Annotated in this window: 19 protein-coding genes and 1 tRNA gene; 5 read left to right on the top strand and 15 right to left on the bottom strand. The window is 70.0% G+C overall.

From position 1 onward, the window contains the following. Positions 1 to 30 precede the first annotated feature (30 nt). From ABDW35_RS13845 to ABDW35_RS13780, 14 genes are all read right to left on the bottom strand, one after another. Entirely contained in the window at positions 31 to 378 is a 348-nt protein-coding gene (locus ABDW35_RS13845) for a hypothetical protein (RefSeq protein ID WP_343714453.1), read from the bottom strand. A 229-nt stretch (positions 379 to 607) separates the two neighbouring features. Beyond that, on the bottom strand, positions 608 to 1,897 hold the full coding sequence (locus tag ABDW35_RS13840) for an extracellular solute-binding protein (RefSeq protein WP_343714452.1): 1,290 nt from the start codon (positions 1,895 to 1,897) through the stop codon (positions 608 to 610). 77 nt (positions 1,898 to 1,974) lie between these two features. Next, the gene (locus ABDW35_RS13835) at positions 1,975 to 2,715 is read right to left on the bottom strand and encodes an SIS domain-containing protein (protein ID WP_343714451.1); all 741 of its coding nucleotides are present in this window, start codon (positions 2,713 to 2,715) and stop codon (positions 1,975 to 1,977) included. Then, positions 2,712 to 3,467, bottom strand: a complete 756-nt coding sequence (locus tag ABDW35_RS13830) for a GntR family transcriptional regulator (RefSeq protein WP_343714450.1) — start codon at positions 3,465 to 3,467, stop codon at positions 2,712 to 2,714. Before ABDW35_RS13830 ends, ABDW35_RS13835 begins: the two co-directional genes overlap by 4 nt. A gap of 57 nt (positions 3,468 to 3,524) precedes the next feature. Beyond that, positions 3,525 to 5,036 carry an FGGY-family carbohydrate kinase gene (locus ABDW35_RS13825; RefSeq protein ID WP_343714449.1) on the bottom strand — a complete coding sequence of 504 codons (1,512 nt, stop codon included), beginning with the start codon at positions 5,034 to 5,036 and terminating at the stop codon, positions 3,525 to 3,527. 57 nt (positions 5,037 to 5,093) lie between these two features. Continuing rightward, entirely contained in the window at positions 5,094 to 5,552 is a 459-nt protein-coding gene (gene ptsN / locus ABDW35_RS13820) for a PTS IIA-like nitrogen regulatory protein PtsN (RefSeq protein ID WP_343714448.1), read from the bottom strand. A 20-nt stretch (positions 5,553 to 5,572) separates the two neighbouring features. Beyond that, positions 5,573 to 6,157: a ribosome-associated translation inhibitor RaiA gene (raiA, locus tag ABDW35_RS13815; protein WP_034845263.1), complete on the bottom strand. Its 585-nt coding sequence runs from the start codon at positions 6,155 to 6,157 to the stop codon at positions 5,573 to 5,575. Between the two features lie 156 nt (positions 6,158 to 6,313). Continuing rightward, the gene (gene rpoN, locus ABDW35_RS13810) at positions 6,314 to 7,852 is read right to left on the bottom strand and encodes an RNA polymerase factor sigma-54 (protein WP_343714447.1); all 1,539 of its coding nucleotides are present in this window, start codon (positions 7,850 to 7,852) and stop codon (positions 6,314 to 6,316) included. Positions 7,853 to 7,866: 14 nt separating this feature from the next. Next, on the bottom strand, positions 7,867 to 8,652 hold the full coding sequence (gene lptB / locus ABDW35_RS13805; RefSeq protein ID WP_343714446.1) for an LPS export ABC transporter ATP-binding protein: 786 nt from the start codon (positions 8,650 to 8,652) through the stop codon (positions 7,867 to 7,869). A gap of 10 nt (positions 8,653 to 8,662) precedes the next feature. Beyond that, entirely contained in the window at positions 8,663 to 9,547 is an 885-nt protein-coding gene (locus ABDW35_RS13800; protein WP_343714445.1) for an LptA/OstA family protein, read from the bottom strand. Then, complete coding sequence (gene lptC / locus ABDW35_RS13795; RefSeq protein ID WP_343714444.1) at positions 9,544 to 10,245, bottom strand: LPS export ABC transporter periplasmic protein LptC; 702 nt, start codon at positions 10,243 to 10,245, stop codon at positions 9,544 to 9,546. The genes ABDW35_RS13800 and lptC overlap by 4 nt, the downstream gene beginning before the upstream one ends. Before the next feature lie 5 nt (positions 10,246 to 10,250). After that, a complete protein-coding gene (locus ABDW35_RS13790; protein ID WP_343714443.1) occupies positions 10,251 to 11,210 on the bottom strand; it encodes a KpsF/GutQ family sugar-phosphate isomerase in 960 nt (319 codons plus the stop codon). Positions 11,211 to 11,362: 152 nt separating this feature from the next. Continuing rightward, positions 11,363 to 11,977, bottom strand: coding sequence for a ribonuclease D (locus ABDW35_RS13785; protein WP_343714442.1), 615 nt, complete (start codon positions 11,975 to 11,977; stop codon positions 11,363 to 11,365). A gap of 167 nt (positions 11,978 to 12,144) precedes the next feature. Next, a tRNA-Leu gene (locus ABDW35_RS13780) sits at positions 12,145 to 12,231 on the bottom strand. A gap of 208 nt (positions 12,232 to 12,439) precedes the next feature. Between ABDW35_RS13780 and ABDW35_RS13775 the strand changes: the two genes are divergently transcribed. Further along, positions 12,440 to 12,730 carry a YggT family protein gene (locus ABDW35_RS13775; RefSeq protein WP_343714454.1) on the top strand — a complete coding sequence of 97 codons (291 nt, stop codon included), beginning with the start codon at positions 12,440 to 12,442 and terminating at the stop codon, positions 12,728 to 12,730. Continuing rightward, a complete protein-coding gene (locus tag ABDW35_RS13770) occupies positions 12,727 to 13,059 on the top strand; it encodes a DUF167 family protein (protein ID WP_343714441.1) in 333 nt (110 codons plus the stop codon). Before ABDW35_RS13775 ends, ABDW35_RS13770 begins: the two co-directional genes overlap by 4 nt. 4 nt (positions 13,060 to 13,063) lie before the next feature. Here the strand turns inward: ABDW35_RS13770 and ABDW35_RS13765 are convergent, their stop codons facing one another. Beyond that, positions 13,064 to 13,519, bottom strand: coding sequence for a hypothetical protein (locus tag ABDW35_RS13765; protein WP_343714440.1), 456 nt, complete (start codon positions 13,517 to 13,519; stop codon positions 13,064 to 13,066). Positions 13,520 to 13,788: 269 nt separating this feature from the next. Here ABDW35_RS13765 and ABDW35_RS13760 point away from each other — a divergent pair, with 269 nt between their 5' ends. The 3 genes from ABDW35_RS13760 (at position 13,789) to ABDW35_RS13750 (ending at position 17,526) form a co-directional block, all read left to right on the top strand. Next, positions 13,789 to 14,847: a sugar phosphate isomerase/epimerase gene (locus ABDW35_RS13760; protein WP_343714439.1), complete on the top strand. Its 1,059-nt coding sequence runs from the start codon at positions 13,789 to 13,791 to the stop codon at positions 14,845 to 14,847. Between the two features lie 169 nt (positions 14,848 to 15,016). Then, positions 15,017 to 16,201 (top strand): Gfo/Idh/MocA family oxidoreductase, encoded by a 1,185-nt coding sequence (locus ABDW35_RS13755; protein WP_343714438.1) that lies wholly within the window; start codon positions 15,017 to 15,019, stop codon positions 16,199 to 16,201. Between the two features lie 131 nt (positions 16,202 to 16,332). Next, positions 16,333 to 17,526: a phosphoglycerate kinase gene (locus ABDW35_RS13750; RefSeq protein ID WP_343714437.1), complete on the top strand. Its 1,194-nt coding sequence runs from the start codon at positions 16,333 to 16,335 to the stop codon at positions 17,524 to 17,526. Positions 17,527 to 17,720: the final 194 nt, after the last annotated feature.

Raw genomic sequence — 17,720 nt, 5'->3', positions numbered from 1 at the left:
AAGTCTGCCAGCATTACAAGAATATTTTGGTCAAACCCAGACCCGCACCAGCCGCACGCCGCGGAAGCGCTGGTTCAGCAGCAGCGCGGTGCCCAGCGCCAGCAGCGTCTGCAGCACGGCATTGCCCGCGACCCAGACAAGGCTGCGCCCCAGCGCCGCCCACAGCCGCGCCATCTCCAGCACGTCGATGTAGTTGCCGAGCCCGACGAAGCCGCCATCGGAGCCGATCACCCGGATGTCGCGCAGGCTGATCGCGACCGCGGCGCCGAGCGGGTAGAGGATGGTCGCCGTCAGCCAGGCCAGCACCGGCGCCACCATCAGCATCCCGGCGATGGCTTCCGAGCGGGCGCGTGACAGGCGCCGGGGTTCGGCGCTCATCCTTCGCTCGCTCTTTTGAGTCCCCCCTCCCCTTGCGGGAGGGGGATAGTGGGAGGGGGTTCTCTCGGCGTGCTCCGGCCTGAAGAGGCACATCCTGTCCAGGCGGCGAAGTCAGCCGCATTCGCGCGCGGACGCGCGCAGACCCCTCCCCCTGCCCCCCTCCCGCAAGGGGAGGGGGGACTATGAATAGGGCGGGCCATGGTCGAAAGGCGTCCGGCCCTGCGGCCCCCTACTTCACCGCCTCCTGCATCCGGGCCTGACCGGCCTTGACCGCGTCGGCGGCGGGCATCTCGTCGACCAGCACCTTCTGCAGCGTCTCGGCCAGGATGTTCTGGGCCGAGATCGCGGCGATGCTGGGGAAGGTGTGGCCGCCGGTGAAGCCGAACAGGGCACCGTTGCGGCTGTTGGCGATCATCGCCTCGATCTGCGGCTTGTACTTCACCACCAGCGGGTCGCTCCACAGGCTCTTGGCCTTGGCGCCGTCGGCGGTCACCGGCAGGAACAGCCCCGGCTCCATGTTCAGGAACCGGCCATAGGTCTCCGGCTCCAGGAGCCAGGCGATGAAGGTCTCGGCCGCCTTCCGCTTGGCCTCGTCCTTGGCCAGGATCATCACCGCATTGGAATAGGCGATGGTGCCCGACTCCTTGCGGTCGTCGGCATGCGGGACCGGCGCCACGCCGAGATCCTGGGCATCCCCCTCGGCCTGACTGTCATAGGTGCTGATCACCGTGAACTGCAGGATCATGCCGCAGCCGCCGCTGGCGAAGCAGGCCTCGGCCTCGCCCCAGGTCCAGCTCGGCGCGTCGGCGGCGGAGAACTGATACAGGTCCTTGTAGAAGTCGTAGGCCTTAACCGTCTGCGGGTTGTCGAAGCGCAGCGTGCCGTCCGGGTTGTAGATGTCGGCGGCGCCGGCATTGACCATCAGGTCGTAGACGGTCTGGTCGGTGTAGAGCTGCTTGTTGGCCGGCAGGCCGATGCCGTAGCGGCCGTCCGCCGTCAGCTTCTCCGCCGCCGCCTTCCACTCGCTCCAGGTCTTCGGCGGCTTCAGGCCGACCTGGTCGAACACGCTCTTCCGGTACCACAGCGACATCGCCATGTTGTACAGCGGCACCGCCCAGACGCCGCCGTCATAGCTGTAGGGCGCCAGCGCGCTGGGCACGAAATGGTGCTGGGCGTCGAGCTGCTTGACGAAGCCGTCGACCGATTGCAGCGCGCCGAGATCCTTCAGGATCGGGGTGAAGTCCGGGATCGCGAACAGCATGTCCGGCGCATTGCCGGCGGCGATCGCGGCCGGCGCCTTGGCGTAGATCTCGCCCCAGCTCTGCGGCTCCTGTTTCACCGCGATGTCCGGATGGGTCTTGTTGAAGGCGTCGATCAGCTCCTGCACCCGCGCCACGCGCTGGGGCGGCTGCTCCATATGCCACAGCGTCAGCTGCACCGGCGCCGCCTGGGCCGCCGCGGCGCCCCAGAGCAGCGCGGCCGCGGCCACGCCTGTCACGATCGACCATCTCGTCGCCATTGCCGTCTCCCCTGTCTGATCCGGCAGCCCCGTTGCGGCGCCGCGTTGACCGGGCGTCCGCCAGGGCTGCGATGCGTCTAAAGATGCGGATTGCGCGTGCGGTAGCGCTCCACCAGCGCGGTGTTGCGTTCCTTCGACCCCGGCATGTTCGAGCTGATATAGGCCGGCGCCACCTCGCCCGACGCCGCCAGCCGGGCCACCGTCTCGGTCAGCACCGCGTTCCAGATCGCGGCGCCCAGGACAGTCGAGATCGGACCGACGGTCAGCCCCTCGGCGGCGGTGACCAGGGCATCGCCGGGCGGGCCCTGGTTGTCGATGGCGATGTCGGCGGTCTCCGCCAGGGTCGGCCGGCCAGCGGCCGCTGCCCGGGAATAGGCGATCGAGGTCACGGCCACCACCGTGGCCCCCTTCTCCCGGCCGTGGCGCGCAGCCTCGACCGGCACGGCGTTGACGCCGCTGTTGGAGAAGATGAACAGCGTGTCAGCCGGCCCGATCGGGTAGCGGCCGAGCAGCGGCGCGGCCAGGCCGGCCATCCGCTCCAGCGCGCCGGAGACCACCGCGCCCTCATGCAGCATCACCGAGGAGGCCAGGATCGGCACCACGCAGGCCAGGCCGCCGGCGCGGAAATGCCCCTCCTCCGCCATCAGATGCGAATGGCCGGTGCCGAAGATGTAGATCAGCCCGTCGCGGCGGATGGTCTCGACGCAGGCGGCCGCCGCGGCGCCGATCGCCTCGCCCTGGGTCGCGGTCAGCGCGGCGATGCGGTCGGCGATGCCGGCGAGATAGGCGGCAGCACCGGAAAGGTCAGTCGAGGTCATGGATCCGTCGAGTCTGGAGGGGACAGCCGCGCCCGCATCTTGTAGCGGTCGCCGCGATAGGCGGAGCGGACGAATTCGATCACATGGCCGTCGGCATCGGCGGTGCGGCGGGTGAAGACCAGCACCGGCGCGCTGCGTGGGATGTCCAGTGCCCCGGCGGTGACGGCATCGGGCAGGTCGGCCTCGACCGTCTGCTCGGCCTGCCAGGGCACCAGCCCGTAGTCGCGGCGCATCACCTCGTACAGCGAGGCGGTGCGGAAATCATGGCGGTCGAGGATGCCAGGTACCAGCGCCTCGGGCAGCCAGGTGACCTCGAAGGCCATCGGCACGGCGTCGGCCAGGCGGACGCGCTCGAGCAGCACCAGCGGCGCGCCCTCGGCCACGCCCAGCGCCTCGCGCGCTTCGCCGGTCGCCGGCAGAACCTCCTGGCGCAGGATGACGCTGGCCGCACGGCGGCCGAGGCGGGCCATGTCCTCGCTGAATCCGCTCAGGCGCTGCAGCCGCTGGTCGACCTTCGGCCGGGCGACGAAGCAGCCGCGGCCGATCCGGCTCTCGATCAGCCCCTCATCGGTGAGGCTCTTGAAGGCCTGGCGCACGGTCATCCGGCTGATACCCAGCTGGTCAGCCAGATCGCGCTCCGACGGCAGCCGGTCGCCGACAGCGAAGGCGCCGGCCCGGATGCGGTCGGCCAGATCCTTCGCGATCTGCTGGTAGATCGGCTTGTCCGTCTCGGTCGGCTGTAGGTCGGTCATGGCGGGCCCTGGTGGTCTAGACCACAATCGGCATGATGCAGGCCGATCCGGACCCCGTCAAGAAAGGTCGGACAAAGCGGCCGGCATGCGCAGCAGCGCGTCGCGATACCTGCCGTAGCGCTGCCAGGCGGCCTCATAGGCCTCCCGCAGCGCCGGATCGGGACGATGCGTGCGCCGGATCCTGCGGACCCGGCGCGACGCGTCGCCGATCGAGGGATACCATCCGATGCCGGTCCCGGCCAACAGGGCCGCGCCGCAGGCCCCGTATTCGCCGCCGTCGGGGATCTCGACCGGCAGGCCCAGCACGTCGGCGATCATCTGCGACCAGAAGCGGCTGCGCCCGCCGCCGCCGGACAGCAGCACGCTCTGCGGCTGCTCCGCCATCGCCGCGAAGCAGTCGCGGATGGCATAGGCCAGCCCTTCATAGACGGCGCGCACCAGCTCCGGCCGGCCATGGCCGGGGGCCAGCCCGGCGAACTGGGCCCGCGCCGCGGCCGAGACCGCCGGGGCGATGATGCCGACCTCGCTGAGATAGGGCAGGTAGACGGCGCCGCCGGCGCCGGGCGGCGCGGCCGCGGCCAGCGCCTCCAGCGCGGCATAGGGGTCGGGGTCGCGGGCCAGGTCCGGGCACAGGCTGCGCAGCACCCAGTCGAGGTTGCTGGTGCCGGCGACATTGACCATGCAGCGCAGCCACAGCCCGCCCGGCAGGCTGAACAGCAGGCCCAGATCCGGCGGCGCGAAGGACGGCGCGTCGAGCACCACGCCGTTCAGGCAGGTGGTGCCGAGCACGGTGCAGGCCGACCCGGCGGCCAGCCCGCCCGAGCCGATGACGCTGGCGGCGACGTCGCCGGCACCGGTGGCGACCGGGGTGCCGGCGCGTAGCCCGGACTCGGCCGCCGCAACCTCGGTCACCGTCCCGGCGATCGCCTCCGACCGCAGCACCGGCGGCAGCAGGTGCCGGTGCGGGCCGAGGCCGAACAGCTCCAGCATCGCCTCGCTGCGGCCCTGAGCCCGGGCGTCGCCAGGGGCCACCGCGGTCTCGGTCGGGTCGGCAGCGCGCCGGCCGGTCAGGCGGAAGCGCAGATAGTCCTTGCAGCCGAAGACGCAGTCGGCCCGGGCCATCACCTCGGGCTCGTGGTCCAGGAGCCAGCGCAGCACCGGCAGAGTGCAGCCCTGCTGCATCACCGAGCCGGAGACAGCGAAGATGCGGGACAGGAAAGCCGGGTCCTGGGCCAGCCGCGCCTCGATCCAGGGCTGGCTGCGGCCGTCGTCCCACAGGATGCCGGGGCGCAGCGGCCGGCCGTCGGCATCGATCACCCAGGCCCCGACCATGGCGCCGGTGACGCCGATGGCGGCGACGGCGGAACCGTCGATCCCGGCGGCGGCCAGCACCTCGCGGATCACCGCGACGGTGGCGGCCCAGGCGGTGTCGGGGTCGCTTTCCGACCAGGCGGGATGCAGGTGCGAGACACTGGTGCGGCGGGAGGCGGCGGCGCGCTGCCGGCCGTCGCGCCCGAACAGCGCGGCCTTGATGACCGAGGTGCCGGCGTCGAGGCCGAGCAGATACATGGCGGAACCGCGAGCGAGAGCCGATCCGCCCCGGCTAGCGGAGCGGAGGGCTTACGGTCAAGCGGCGTTCACCGACTCGCTCTGCGACAGCAGGGCGAAGATGGCGTCGGCGCTCTGGCAGCCGCGCAGCTTTTCGCACAGGGTCTCGTCGCGCAGCATGCGGCTGATCCGGGCCAGCGCCTTCAGATGGTCCGCCCCCGCCCCTTCCGGCGCCAGCAGCAGGAACACCAGGTCGACCGGCTGCTCGTCGACCGCGTCGAAGTCGATCGGCCGCTCCAGCCGGGCGAAGGCGCCGAGCACGCCCTGCAGATGCGGCAGCTTGCCGTGCGGGATGGCGATGCCGCGGCCGACGCCGGTCGACCCCAGCCGCTCGCGCTCCAGCAGCACGTCGAAGATGAAGCGCTCGTGCTGGCCGGTCAGTTCGGCGGCACGGCGGGCCAGCTCCTGCAGGGCCTGCTTCTTGCTGGCAGCCTTCAGGTTGGCGAGAATCGCCTCGGGGCGGAGGAAATCAATCATGACGATCGGATGCGCCGCCCTCAGGCGGCGGCATCCTCGGTCCCTTTCGGATCGACCCAGCCGATATTCCCGTCGGGGCGGCGGAACACCATGTTGAGCCGGCCATGGGCCTGGTTGCGGAACATCAGCGCCGGCAGGTCACCCAGATCGAGGCGCATCACCGCCTGCAGCACCGTCAGGCTCTCGATCGAGGTCGAGACGTCGGCGATGACGATGGGCTGGTTCGGCTCCTCGCCGTCCAGCAGCTCCTCGGATTCGGCCTCGAGGATATAGGCCTGGGCCGGCAGGGCCGGCTGCTGGCCGTCGCCGTTGTGGTGGTCGCGCAGCCGGCGCTTGTAGCGACGCAGCCGCTTGGCCAGCTTGTCGGCCGCGGCATCGAAGGCGTGGTACGGGCTCTCGGCCTCCGCATTGCTCTGCAGGAGGATGTTGCGGCCGACATGGACCGACAGGTCGCTCCGGATCAGATGGGCGTTGCGGGAAAAGACGACATTCGCCTCGATCGCGTTGTTGAAGTACTTCGCGGTCGTGCTGTTGAGGGCGTCGCTGACATGGGTGCGCAATGCGTCACCGACGTCGATCTGCTTGCCTCGAACGGTCAGTTGCATGGCTGTCGCTTCACTGCTGCACGATGGAGAACGGGCGCCCAAAATGAACCGGGCGGCCGTGGAGGGCCGCCTTCGGGCGGCGACCATAGGGATGGGGCGCCTTCCTGTCAACGAAGGGGCCCGGATCCCGGGCTGCGGACGAAGCTGGGGGAGCGCTCATCGGCTCAGACCCTTCTCTCGTCGTCGTTGGACGGAGGATGGTATCCGCATCCCCTCACGGTACTTGGCGACGGTCCGCCGTGCAATGTCGATCCCCTCGCCGCGCAGGATTTCGACGATCCGGTCGTCGGACAGGATGGCGTCCGCCGGCTCGGCGTCGATCATGGTGCGGATGCGGTGGCGCACCGCCTCGGCCGAATGCGCGTCGGCTCCGCCCGCCCCCTGGATCGCCTGGGTGAAGAAGTATTTCAGCTCGAACACGCCGCGCGGGGTGGCGATCACCTTGTTGGTGGTGACGCGGCTGATCGTGCTCTCATGCATGTCGACCGCCTCGGCCACGTCCTTCAGCGTCAGCGGCTTCAGGTGCTGCACGCCGCGGACGAAGAAGGCGTCCTGCCGGCGCACGATCTCCGACGCCACCTTGAGGATGGTGTTGGCCCGCTGGTCCAGGGCCCGGACCAGCCAGTTGGCGTCGGCCAGGCAGGTGCCGACATAATCACGGTCGACCTTGCTGCGGGCGCCGCGGCTGATCTCGGCATGGTAGCGGCGGTTGACCAGCACCTTCGGCAGGGTGTCGGCGTTCAGCTCGACCACCCAGCCGACCTCCGGCTGCGCCCGCATCAGGATGTCGGGGATCAGGGTCTGCGCGATCTCGTGGTCGAAGGCGGCGCCCGGCTTGGGGTCAAGGGCGCGGATCTCGGCGATCATCTCGGCCAGATCCTCGGCGTCGACGCCGCACAGCCGCATCACCGCGGCCAGGTCACGCCTGGCCAGCAGGTCGAGATGGTCGAGCAGGGTGCGCATCGCCGGGTCCAGGCGGTTGCGCTCGGCCAGCTGGATCGCCAGGCATTCGGCCAGGCTGCGGGCGAAGATGCCGGGCGGGTCCAGCCGCTGGCAGCGGCGCAGCACCGCCTCGACCCGCTCGGCCGGGCAGCCCATGCCGGCCGCCACCTCCTCGACCGTGGCGCCGAGATAGCCCGTCTCCTCCAGCAGGTCGACCAGCCGCACCGCGATCAGCCGGTCGACCGGGGCGGTGAACTCGATGGCGATCTGGCTCAGCAGATGGTCGCGCAGGCTCGGCCGTTCGGCCAGCGTCTCCTCCAGCCCGGGCAGGTCGTCGGCGAAATCCGCCCGGCCGCGGCCAGAGGCGGCGAACTGCGCCTCGCCGCCATAGTCGTCGTTGCGGTCGGTGGCGCTGGAGCCGGTGAACAGGTTGCCCCAGTCGGTGTCGAGCGGCGCGTCGGCCGAGATGATCGCCGGCGGCTCCGCCGCCGTCAGGGCGACGTCGGCCGCCACTGTCCGCCCCGATGCGGGATCGGGCGGGTCGATGTCGTTCCGGTCGCCGGTGCTGTCGCCGCCCTCGTCACCGCGCTCCCCCTCCTCCCGTTCCAGGAGGGGGTTGCGCTCGAGCTCCGTCTCGACAAAGGCCGAGAGCTCGATGTTGGAGAGCTGCAGCAGCTTGATCGACTGCTGCAGCTGCGGCGTCATGACCAGCGCCTGGCTCTGCCGGAGCCCGAGGCGTTGCGAGATGGCCATGGTCGCCCGGTGGTCTACAGGCTGAAGCGTTCGCCCAGATACACGCGCCGCACCTCCTCATTCCCGACGATGTCCGATGGCAACCCTTCCATCAGAACACGGCCGTCGTGGAGGATATAGGCCCGATCGACGATATCGAGGGTCTCGCGCACATTGTGGTCGGTGATCAGCACGCCGATGCCGCGGTCGCGCAGATGCGCCACCAGGTCACGGATGTCGCCGACCGCGATCGGGTCGATGCCGGCCAGCGGCTCGTCCAGCAGCATGAAATGCGGGTGGCTGGCCAGGGCCCGGGCGATCTCGACGCGCCGCCGCTCGCCGCCCGACAGCGCCAGGGCCGGGGTGCGGCGCAGATGGCTGATCGAGAATTCGGCCAGCAGGTCTTCCAGCAACGCCTCGCGGGCCGAGCGGTCGGGCTCGGAGATCTCCAGCACGGCGCGGATGTTCTGCTCGACCGTCAGGCCGCGGAAGATCGACGCCTCCTGCGGCAGGTAGCCGATGCCAAGCCGGGCGCGGCGGTACATCGGCAGGTCGGTCAGCTCCTGCCCGTCCAGCAGGATCGTGCCGTAATCCGGCTGGATCAGGCCGGTGATCATGTAAAAGCAGGTGGTCTTGCCGGCGCCGTTGGGGCCCAGCAGGCCGACCGCTTCGCCGCGCTGGACCTGCAGGCTGACGTCGCGCAGCACCGGCCGCTTCTTGTACTGCTTGCCGAGGTTGCGGGCGACGAGCCCGTCATTCTTGGCGACGAGGCGCGGCGCGGACGCGGTGTCGGAGGGCTGCAGGCTGATCGGCTTGTTCATCCCCTCCCCCTTACTTCTTCGGCGCCGTCTGGGCCGGCGGCTTCGGCGCGGCCTGGTTCGGCGCGCCGGGCAGACCCGGGGTCTGGCCCTTCTCGTCCGGCACCAGCAGGGCCCGGGCGCGGCCGCCCTGCCCCGGCCGGGTCAGCAGCTTGCTGACGCCGCTGGCCATGTCGACCTCGGCATAGTCGCCGTTCAGCTGGTTGCCGCCGCGGGTCAGGTGGACGTTATCGTTGATGGTCGCGAACTGGGTCTTGACGTCGTAATGGCCGGTCTGGCCGGTGACAACGTCGGTCGCCGTGGTCAGCCGGACATTGCCGTCGGCATCGACCGTCGACAGCTCCTTGTCGCCATTGCCCTTTTCGCTTGGGGCGAAATGGCCGGTCAGCGTGTCGGCGCGCAGGCTCTTCTGTTCCTTGGCGCGGGTCGCCGTGGCGTTGCCGCGGGCGATCGCCACGTCGTCGGCCTGCCGGTACACCATGCTGTCGGTGGCGGTGATGACGTCGTCCTTGCTGACGAACTTCAGGTTGCCGCCGGTCAGGGTGAAGGTCTGGGCGTCGAGCTCATAGACCCCCTTGCCGCCGGTGACGGTGGTGCCGTCATCGCGGGTGATCAGCACATTGCCTTCGGCCATGGCCCGGAAGATCTCGGTGCTCTTGTCCGGCAGCTCGCGGTAATAGGCGGTCAGGACGTCGGCCTTCACCGTCAGGTCGCCGCGCTTGTACACGGCGTTGCCGCGGGCGATGTAGGTCTTCTCGTTCTGATGCCACTCCAGCGCGTCGTCGGCCTGGATCTCGGAGGGCTCGCCCTTGCCGCCGCCGAGCTGCAGCTGCTGTTGCGCCAGGGCCGGCGTGGCCGCGGCGGCGAGCAGGACAGCGAGAATCAGCGGGCGGATCATTGCGGCGTTCCTTGAAAGGCCTTGTCGGCGCCAGGCTTGAGAAACAGCTTGGTCGGGCCGGTGAAGATGATGACGTCGCCCTGCTGCTCGACCTTGAAGCCCCCGGCCGACAGGTTACCGAAAGGTCCCTCGGCCGTCACGGGCGTGGTGCTGCGCGCGCCCTTGTCGGCCAGGTCGATGTCGGCGGCGTCGGTGACCATGGTGGTGCCGTCGCTGCGGCGCAGGGTGACATTGCCGGTGAGATGCACCGACTTGGTGCTGCGGTTGAGCTTGCCGGCCTGGGCGTCGAGGGTCATCAGCATGCCGCTGGGCAGCTTCAGCTCACCCTTGGGCCGGTTCAGGTCGAACACCTCGTCCTGCACCTGCTTGGCCAGCGTTGCCCAGACGGTGTACGGCCGCTCCGCCTCGTCGATGCCGCTGTAGCGCGGATTCTGGATCTCGCCCGAGGCGGCCGCCGCGCGCTCGGCCGGGTTCGAGATGTCGACCTGGGTCGGGTGCAGTTCCGGCCACAGCACGATCAGCGCGACCACCACCAGGCCGATGACCGGCAGCCCGTATTTCAGCACCCCGACCATGCGGCTGTAGGACCGGCTGAGCTGGCCGGCGCGGCCGGCCGTGGCCAGGCGCGCGCGGCGGCCCGCGGCGCTGGCGTTGCGCTGCGCCCCGTTGCGGCCCGGCGGCGTCTGCGGCGCGGCCACCACGCTCAGCTCAGCCCTGCCCGCAGGCAGTCATGCACCCTGAGGATGCCCACCGGCCGGTCCTCCGTCGTGACGAAGAGGTTGGTCACCTTGTAGCGGTTCATCAGCCCGAGCGCTTCCGCCGCCAGCGCCCCGGGACGGATGGTGCGCGGGCCGGGGGTCATCACCTGGCCGGCGGTCTGGCCCAGCAGCCCGGCGCTCATATGCCGGCGCAGGTCGCCGTCGGTGATGACGCCGACCAGCCGGCGGTCGCCGTCGACCACGCCGACGCAGCCGAAGCCGACGCGGCTCATCTCGATGATCGCCTCGTCCATCCGCGTCTGCGGCCCCACCAGCGGCAGCTCGGCGGCGGCGTGCATCAGGTCCTGCACCCGGATCAGCTTGTTGCCGAGCGACCCGCCGGGGTGGAACACCCGGAAATCGTCGGAGGAGAAGCCGCGGCGATGCATCAGCGCCACCGCCAGGGCGTCGCCCAGCGCCATCATCATGGTGGTGGAGGTGGTCGGCGCCAGCCCGGTCGGGCAGGCCTCCTCCGCCGCCGGCAGCAGCAGCACGGTGTCGCACTGGTCCGCCAGATTCGAGGGCGCGCGGCTGGTGATGCCGATCAGCGGGATGGCGAAGCGGCGGGTGTAGGCGATGACATCCGCCAGCTCGGCCGTGTTGCCGGAGTTGGACAGCGCCAGAACCACGTCCTGCTGATGAATCATGCCGAGATCGCCATGGCTGGCCTCGGCCGGGTGGACGAACAGCGCCGGGGTGCCGGTCGAGGCCAGGGTCGCCGCGATCTTGCGGGCGACATGGCCGCTCTTGCCGATGCCGCTGACCACGACCCGGCCCGCGGCGCCGAGGATCGTGTCGATGGCCCGGTCGAAGCTGGCGTCGAGCGATTCGGCGAGGCGGTCGAGCGCGTCGCGCTCCACCAGCAGCGCCTTGCGGCCGGCCTCGATCCCTGCGGTTGCCACCATACCTTCTCCCAAATGGTCCACGCGGCGGCTGCTATAGCCGGTTCGGAGGGCGCGGACCACGATCTGATCCGGATCGGCGCCGGCGGCCCCTGCCCGGGCCCGGCCGATCCCCGTACCGCCACAAGACGGCACGAATGTGACCCCATATCGGGCTAGTGGGCGAAGATATCCAGATCCGCCCAGCCGCCGAGGTCGAGCGCGGCCCGCGCCGGCAGGAAGTCGAAACAGGCCTGCGCCAGCGCCTCGCGCCCTTCGCGCCGCAGCATCTCGTCCAGCTTCGCCTTCAGCGCGTGCAGGTACAGGACGTCGCTGGCGGCGTAGCGCAGCTGCTCGGGCGTCAATTGGTCGCTGCCCCAGTCGGAGCTCTGCTGCTGCTTCGACAGCTCGACGCCGATCAGGTCGCGGCACAGATCCTTCAGCCCGTGCCGGTCGGTGAAGGTGCGGACCAGCCGGGAGGCGATCTTGGTGCAGTAGACCGGCGCGGTGACGACACCGAGATAGGCCTGCAGCGCGGCGATGTCGAAGCGGGCGAAGTGGAACAGCTTCAGCCGCGCCGGGTCGGCCAGCAGTGCCTTCAGATTCGGCGCGTCATAGGCGCCCTTGCGGAACTGGACGAGATGGACGGTGCCATCGCCGGCGCTGAGCTGGGCCAGGCACAGCCGGTCGCGCACCGGGTTCAGGCCCATGGTTTCGGTGTCGATCGCGATCACGTCGCCGAGATCGAGGCCGTCGGGCAGATCCCCGTCATGCAGAATCGGTTCGGACACCGGTCGCCACCTTCCGTCTTCGGCCGCGGCACCATTCCGGCCGCAGCTCACACCGGCCGCGGCCCTGGGCCATCCCCGAGACTGGGCGTCGGCCCCAAAAGGAAAGACCCGCTTTGGACAAGCGGGTCATTACCACTGCATCGCATCGTCGGGCCCATCTGGAAAGATGGTGCCCAGGAGAAGACTCGAACTTCCACGACCTCTCGGCCACAGGTACCTGAAACCTGCGCGTCTACCAATTCCGCCACCTGGGCGATGCGGCGGGCCGTGATGTAGGATGCCGCCCTACCCCCTGTCAACAGGGGAATTCGCTGTTTGTGAAAGAATGATGATTTCCCGCGGCCGGAGCCCTCGCCGCCCCGCGTCGCGTCGCTTGTTCCACGGGGATGGCATCGGTACGGTACGGGCGGATTCGGCGACAGGGCCGGCACGGACCACCTCTGGAACAGGCGCATGATCGTCATCGACCCAATCTTCCGCATCATCGACATCGTGCTGCAGATGTATGTCTGGGTGGTGATCGCCGCCGCGATCCTCAGCTGGCTGGTCGCCTTCAACGTCGTCAACACGCGCAACCAGGTGGTCTACCAGATCGGCAACGCCCTCTACCGGCTGACCGAGCCGGCGCTGCGGCCGATTCGGCGGATCCTGCCGAATCTCGGCGGCATCGATCTCTCGCCGGTGGTGCTGCTGCTGATCATCTATTTCCTGCAGATGGTGCTGCGGAACATCTATATCGCGCTGCTGACGTGACGGGGCCCGGCGGCCCGCTCTTCGTCGCCGGGCCGCGCGGCGTCCGCGTCACGGTCCGGCTGACGCCGCGGGCTGGGCGCAACGCCGTGACCGGGCGGGCCGCCGATGCCGACGGCGCCCCTCTCCTGAAGGCCGCGGTCACGGCGGTGCCGGAGCGCGGCGCCGCGAACGAGGCACTGATCGCGCTGCTGGCCAAGAACTGGCGCCTGCCCAAATCGGCGCTGACCATCGTCGGCGGCGCCACCGACCGCACCAAGCTGATCGAGATCGCGGGTGACGCCGCCCTCGCCGCCCGCCTCGAAGCCTGGGCCGAGAGCCTCGGCGACTGACGGCTCAGCGTCGCGCCGTCACCCGGCAGCGATGCACCGAATCGCCCTCGAGATTGCCGCGGTCGCCGACCCAGCGGACATTGCAGTTCATCACGTCCGGCGCCGCGGCCAGCGGCGAGGCGAAGATGGTGACGCAGCTGTCGCCCGCCTCGCTGCGACTGAGCCGACCGGTGCAGACCGTGCCGTCCTCGAATCGCCAGTTGCCCTCGCGCAGCTGGATCGGCCGGCCGCTGCCGTCGAGGCCGCTGAGCGTGTACTTGCCGTTGCGGCGATACTCGAACAGCCGGTCCGGCCCGCCCAGCACGCCCTGCACCAGGAATGGCCGCCCCAGCACCTGCCGGTCGAACTGCGCCCGGGTCATGCGGACATATTGCGGGTTGGTGTCGAGGGCCGAAGGCCGCGTGCACGCGGTGAGCCCGAGAACGGCCGCCAGGCCGGCGACCAGCACGATCAAACGCATCTTGGCCTCCCTTCACGACCCGCCTTTGCCGACGGCCGGGCAACTATCTTACGCTTCGCCCCACTCCGCACCAATATTTCATCATCGCCCGTTATTCATCAGACAATAAATTGACAAACGGCGCCCGGAAACGGGATCATGACCGTCAAAGCCGGCTGTTCTGTAATCGATTGCATTGCGCGTCGCCCGGACGGGGCGCTAGGCTCGGGCATCGAACAATCATCGCCCAGGGAGAGGGTGCGGCGGCGCGCCCCACGGAGGAGGAAACCATGAAAGAGATCAAGGGACCGGCCATCTTCCTGGCCCAGTTCGCCGGCGATGCCGCGCCTTTCAACAGCCTGGATTCGATCGCCGGCTGGGCCGCGGGGCTGGGCTACAAGGGCGTGCAGATCCCGTCCTGGGATGCCCGGCTGTTCGACCTGAAGCGCGCGGCCGAGAGCCAGGATTACTGCGACGAGGTGCTGGGCACGCTGAAGACACACGGCCTGGCGCTGACCGAGCTGTCGACCCATCTGCAGGGCCAGCTGGTCGCCGTGCACCCGGCCTATGACGAGGCCTTCGACGGCTTCGCGGCACCGGAGGTGCGCGGCAATCCGAAGGCGCGGCAGGAATGGGCGGTGCAGCAGCTGCGCTACGCCGCCCAGGCCTCGCGGCGCCTCGGCCTCAAGGCCCATGCCACCTTCTCCGGCGCCCTCGCCTGGCCCTATGTCTATCCCTGGCCGCAGCGCCCGGCCGGGCTGATCGAGACCGCCTTCGACGAGCTGGCGCGGCGCTGGACGCCGATCCTCAACGCCTTCGACGAGGCGGGGGTCGACGTCTGCTACGAGATCCATCCGGGCGAGGACCTGTTCGACGGCACCACCTTCGAGATGTTCCTCGAGCGCGTCGGCAACCACCCGCGCTGCAACCTGCTGTACGATCCGAGCCACTTCGTGCTGCAGCAGCTCGACTATCTCGGCTACATCGACCGCTATCACGAGCGGATCCGCGCCTTCCACGTGAAGGACGCCGAGTTCAACCCGACCGCCAGCCAGGGCGTCTATTCCGGCTTCGCCTCCTGGTCCGACCGGGCCGGCCGCTTCCGCTCGCTCGGCGACGGCCAGGTCGATTTCAGCGCCATCTTCTCGAAGCTGACGCAATACGGCTTCGACGGCTGGGCGGTGCTGGAGTGGGAGTGCTGCATCAAGCATCCCGAGCAGGGCGCGGCCGAGGGCGCCCCGTTCATCGCCTCGCATCTGATCCGCACCACCGAGCGCGCCTTCGACGATTTCGCCTCCGGCGGCACCGACGAGGCGGCCAACCGCCGCCTGCTCGGCATCGACCGCTGAGCCCGTCGATAACACGCCTGCTGCGGCCGTCTGGCGGCGGTTCCTGCGCTTCCGGTGCTCACGGACTTAAACGTCCGCTGCGCGCCGGTTCTCGAAACCACCACCAGCCGACTCACATCAGGCGCGTTCTCGATCGGGCTCTGACCTGACAAGAAGAGGGAGGACAATCATGGTTTCCGGAACCGCGGAACGGGCGCCCAGCCGGCGCCTGCGCCTGGGCATGATCGGCGGCGGGCGCGATGCCTTCATCGGCGCGGTGCACCGTCTGGCTGCGCGGATGGACGACCGCTGGGACTTCGTGGCCGGGGCGCTGTCGAGCGACCCGCAGAAGGCCCTGGCCTCCGCCGCCGACCTGCGGCTGGACCCGTCCCGCGCCTATCCCAGCTGGCAGGCGATGCTGGAGGGCGAAAAGAAACTGCGCGACGGCGGCGGCCCGGCGATCGACGCCGTGGCCATCGTCACCCCGAACCACGTCCATCACGGCCCGGCCAAGGCCTTCCTCGAAGCCGGCTTCCACGTCATCTGCGACAAGCCGATGACCACGACGGTGGCCGATGCCGAGGACCTGGTGGCGGCGGTCAAGAAGAGCGGCCAAATCTTCGCCCTGACCCACAACTACACCGGCTATCCGATGATCCGGCAGGCCCGGGCGATGGTGGCCGAGGGCGCGCTGGGCCGGATCCGGCTGGTCGAGGCGGAATACGCCCAGGACTGGCTGGCGACCAAGGCCGAGGACACCGGCAGCAAGCAGGCCGAATGGCGCGTGGATCCGGCGCGCAGCGGCCCGGCCGGCTGCGTCGGCGACATCGGCACCCATGCCTACAACCTGGCCAGCTTCGTCACCGGCGAAGGCGCCGAATCGCTGGCGGCGGACCTGCAGAGCTTCGTCCCCGGCCGGCGGCTGGACGACAATGCCCATATCCTGCTGCGCTACGCCAGCGGCGCCCGCGGCATGATCTGGGCCAGCCAGGTGGCCAGCGGCAACGAGAACGGGCTGCGCCTGCGCGTCTATGGCGAGAAGGCCGGGCTGGAATGGGCGCAGGAGAACCCGAACTATCTGACCTTCATGCCGCTGGGCGAGCCGCATCGCCGCCTGACCCGCGGCGGCCCGGGCAGCGGCCCGGCAGCGGCCCACGCCACCCGCGTGCCGCCGGGCCATCCCGAGGGCTATCTGGAGTGCTTCGCCCAGATCTACAGCGACGCGGCGGAGCAGATCCTGGCCCGGCTGGACAAGCGCGACCCGCAGCCGGACGCCCTGCTGGTGCCGACCGTCGAGGACGGCCTGGCCGGGGTGCGCTTCATCGCGGCCTGCGTCGCCTCGTCCCAGAAGGACGCGGCCTGGACCACGATCTGAAACCTGCGCTGCGTTGCCTCCTGCAGGTGGTGACGCGGCGCACCCTTCCCTCCCTTCGGCCCGGTTGCGTCACGGCGGCGGCTGTGGTTCGGTGCCGGCGATCCTGATCCCCAGACCAGAGAGCCGAGCCGATGAGCGCCTTCAAGACCCTCGACGACGTGGATGTGCGCGGCAAGACCGTGCTGGTGCGCGGCGACCTGAACGTGCCGGTCGAGGACGGCCATGTCAGCGACACCACCCGGCTGGACCGGCTGGCCCCGACCATCGACGAGATTGCCGACAAGGGTGGCCGCGTGGTGCTGCTCTCGCATTTCGGCCGACCCAAGGGCGTGACCCCGGAGTTCAGCCTGAAGACCATCGTGCTGCCGGCGCTGGAAGAGGTGCTGGAGCGGCCGGTCGCCTTCGCCGCGGACTGCATCGGGCCACAGGCCGAGGCGGCGGTGAGGGCGCTGAAGGACGGCCAGATCCTGCTGCTGGAGAATGTTCGCTTCCATCCGGAGGAGGAGAAGAACGACCCGGCCTTCGCCAAGGCCCTGGCATCGCTCGGCGACCTCTATGTCAACGATGCCTTCTCCGCCGCGCACCGCGCCCATGCTTCGACCGAGGGCATCGCCCATCACCTGCCCGCCATCGCCGGCCGGCTGATGCAGGCCGAGCTGGAGGCGCTGTCCGCCGCCCTCGAAGCCCCGAAGCGCCCCGTGCTGGCGATCGTCGGCGGCGCCAAGATCTCGACCAAGCTGGACCTGCTGGGCAACCTAGTCGCCAAGGTCGACCGGCTGGTGCTGGGCGGCGGCATGGCCAACACCTTCCTGGCCGCCCAGGGCGTGGATGTCGGCAAGAGCCTGTGCGAACACGACATGGCCGGGGCCGTGCACACCATCCTGGAGAAGGCCGAGGCTGCCGGCTGCGAGATCGTGCTGCCGGTCGACGGCGTGGTCGCCCGCGAGTTCAAGGCCGACGCGCCGCATGAGGCGGTCGACAATGCGGCCATCCCGGCCGACGCCATGCTGCTGGATATCGGGCCGAAATCCGTGGCCAGGCTGAAGGCGCTGCTGGCCGAGACCAAGACCGTGGTCTGGAACGGCCCGCTCGGCGTCTTCGAGAAGCGCCCCTTCGATGCCGGCACCGTGGCGGTGGCGCGCGAGGCCGCCGACCTGACCCAGGCCGGCAAACTGCTGACCGTGGCCGGCGGCGGCGACACGGTCGCCGCCCTGGCCCATGCCGGGGTCGAGGACCGCTTCTCCTACATCTCCACCGCCGGCGGCGCCTTCCTGGAATGGCTCGAGGGCAAGGACCTGCCGGGCGTCGCCGCGCTGAAGCGCTGAGCCGACCGAGAAGGGGCCAGGCGGCCCCTTCCCGCCCCTTGTCTACCGCGCGGCACGCTTCTGCGGCGTCGCCTCCTCCTGCGGCTGCTGTGCGTGCTTCAGCAGGTTGTCGCGCATGCGGGCCACCGCCTGCCGCACCGCCGCGAACTCCTCCCCTTCCAGCCCCGTCGCCGCGATCAGGTCGCGCTGCCCGC

The organism is Inquilinus sp. (assembly GCF_039594555.1).
In the GTDB taxonomy this organism is placed as follows: Bacteria; Pseudomonadota; Alphaproteobacteria; order DSM-16000; family Inquilinaceae; genus Inquilinus.
This window is presented reverse-complemented; position numbering and strand designations above follow the sequence as displayed.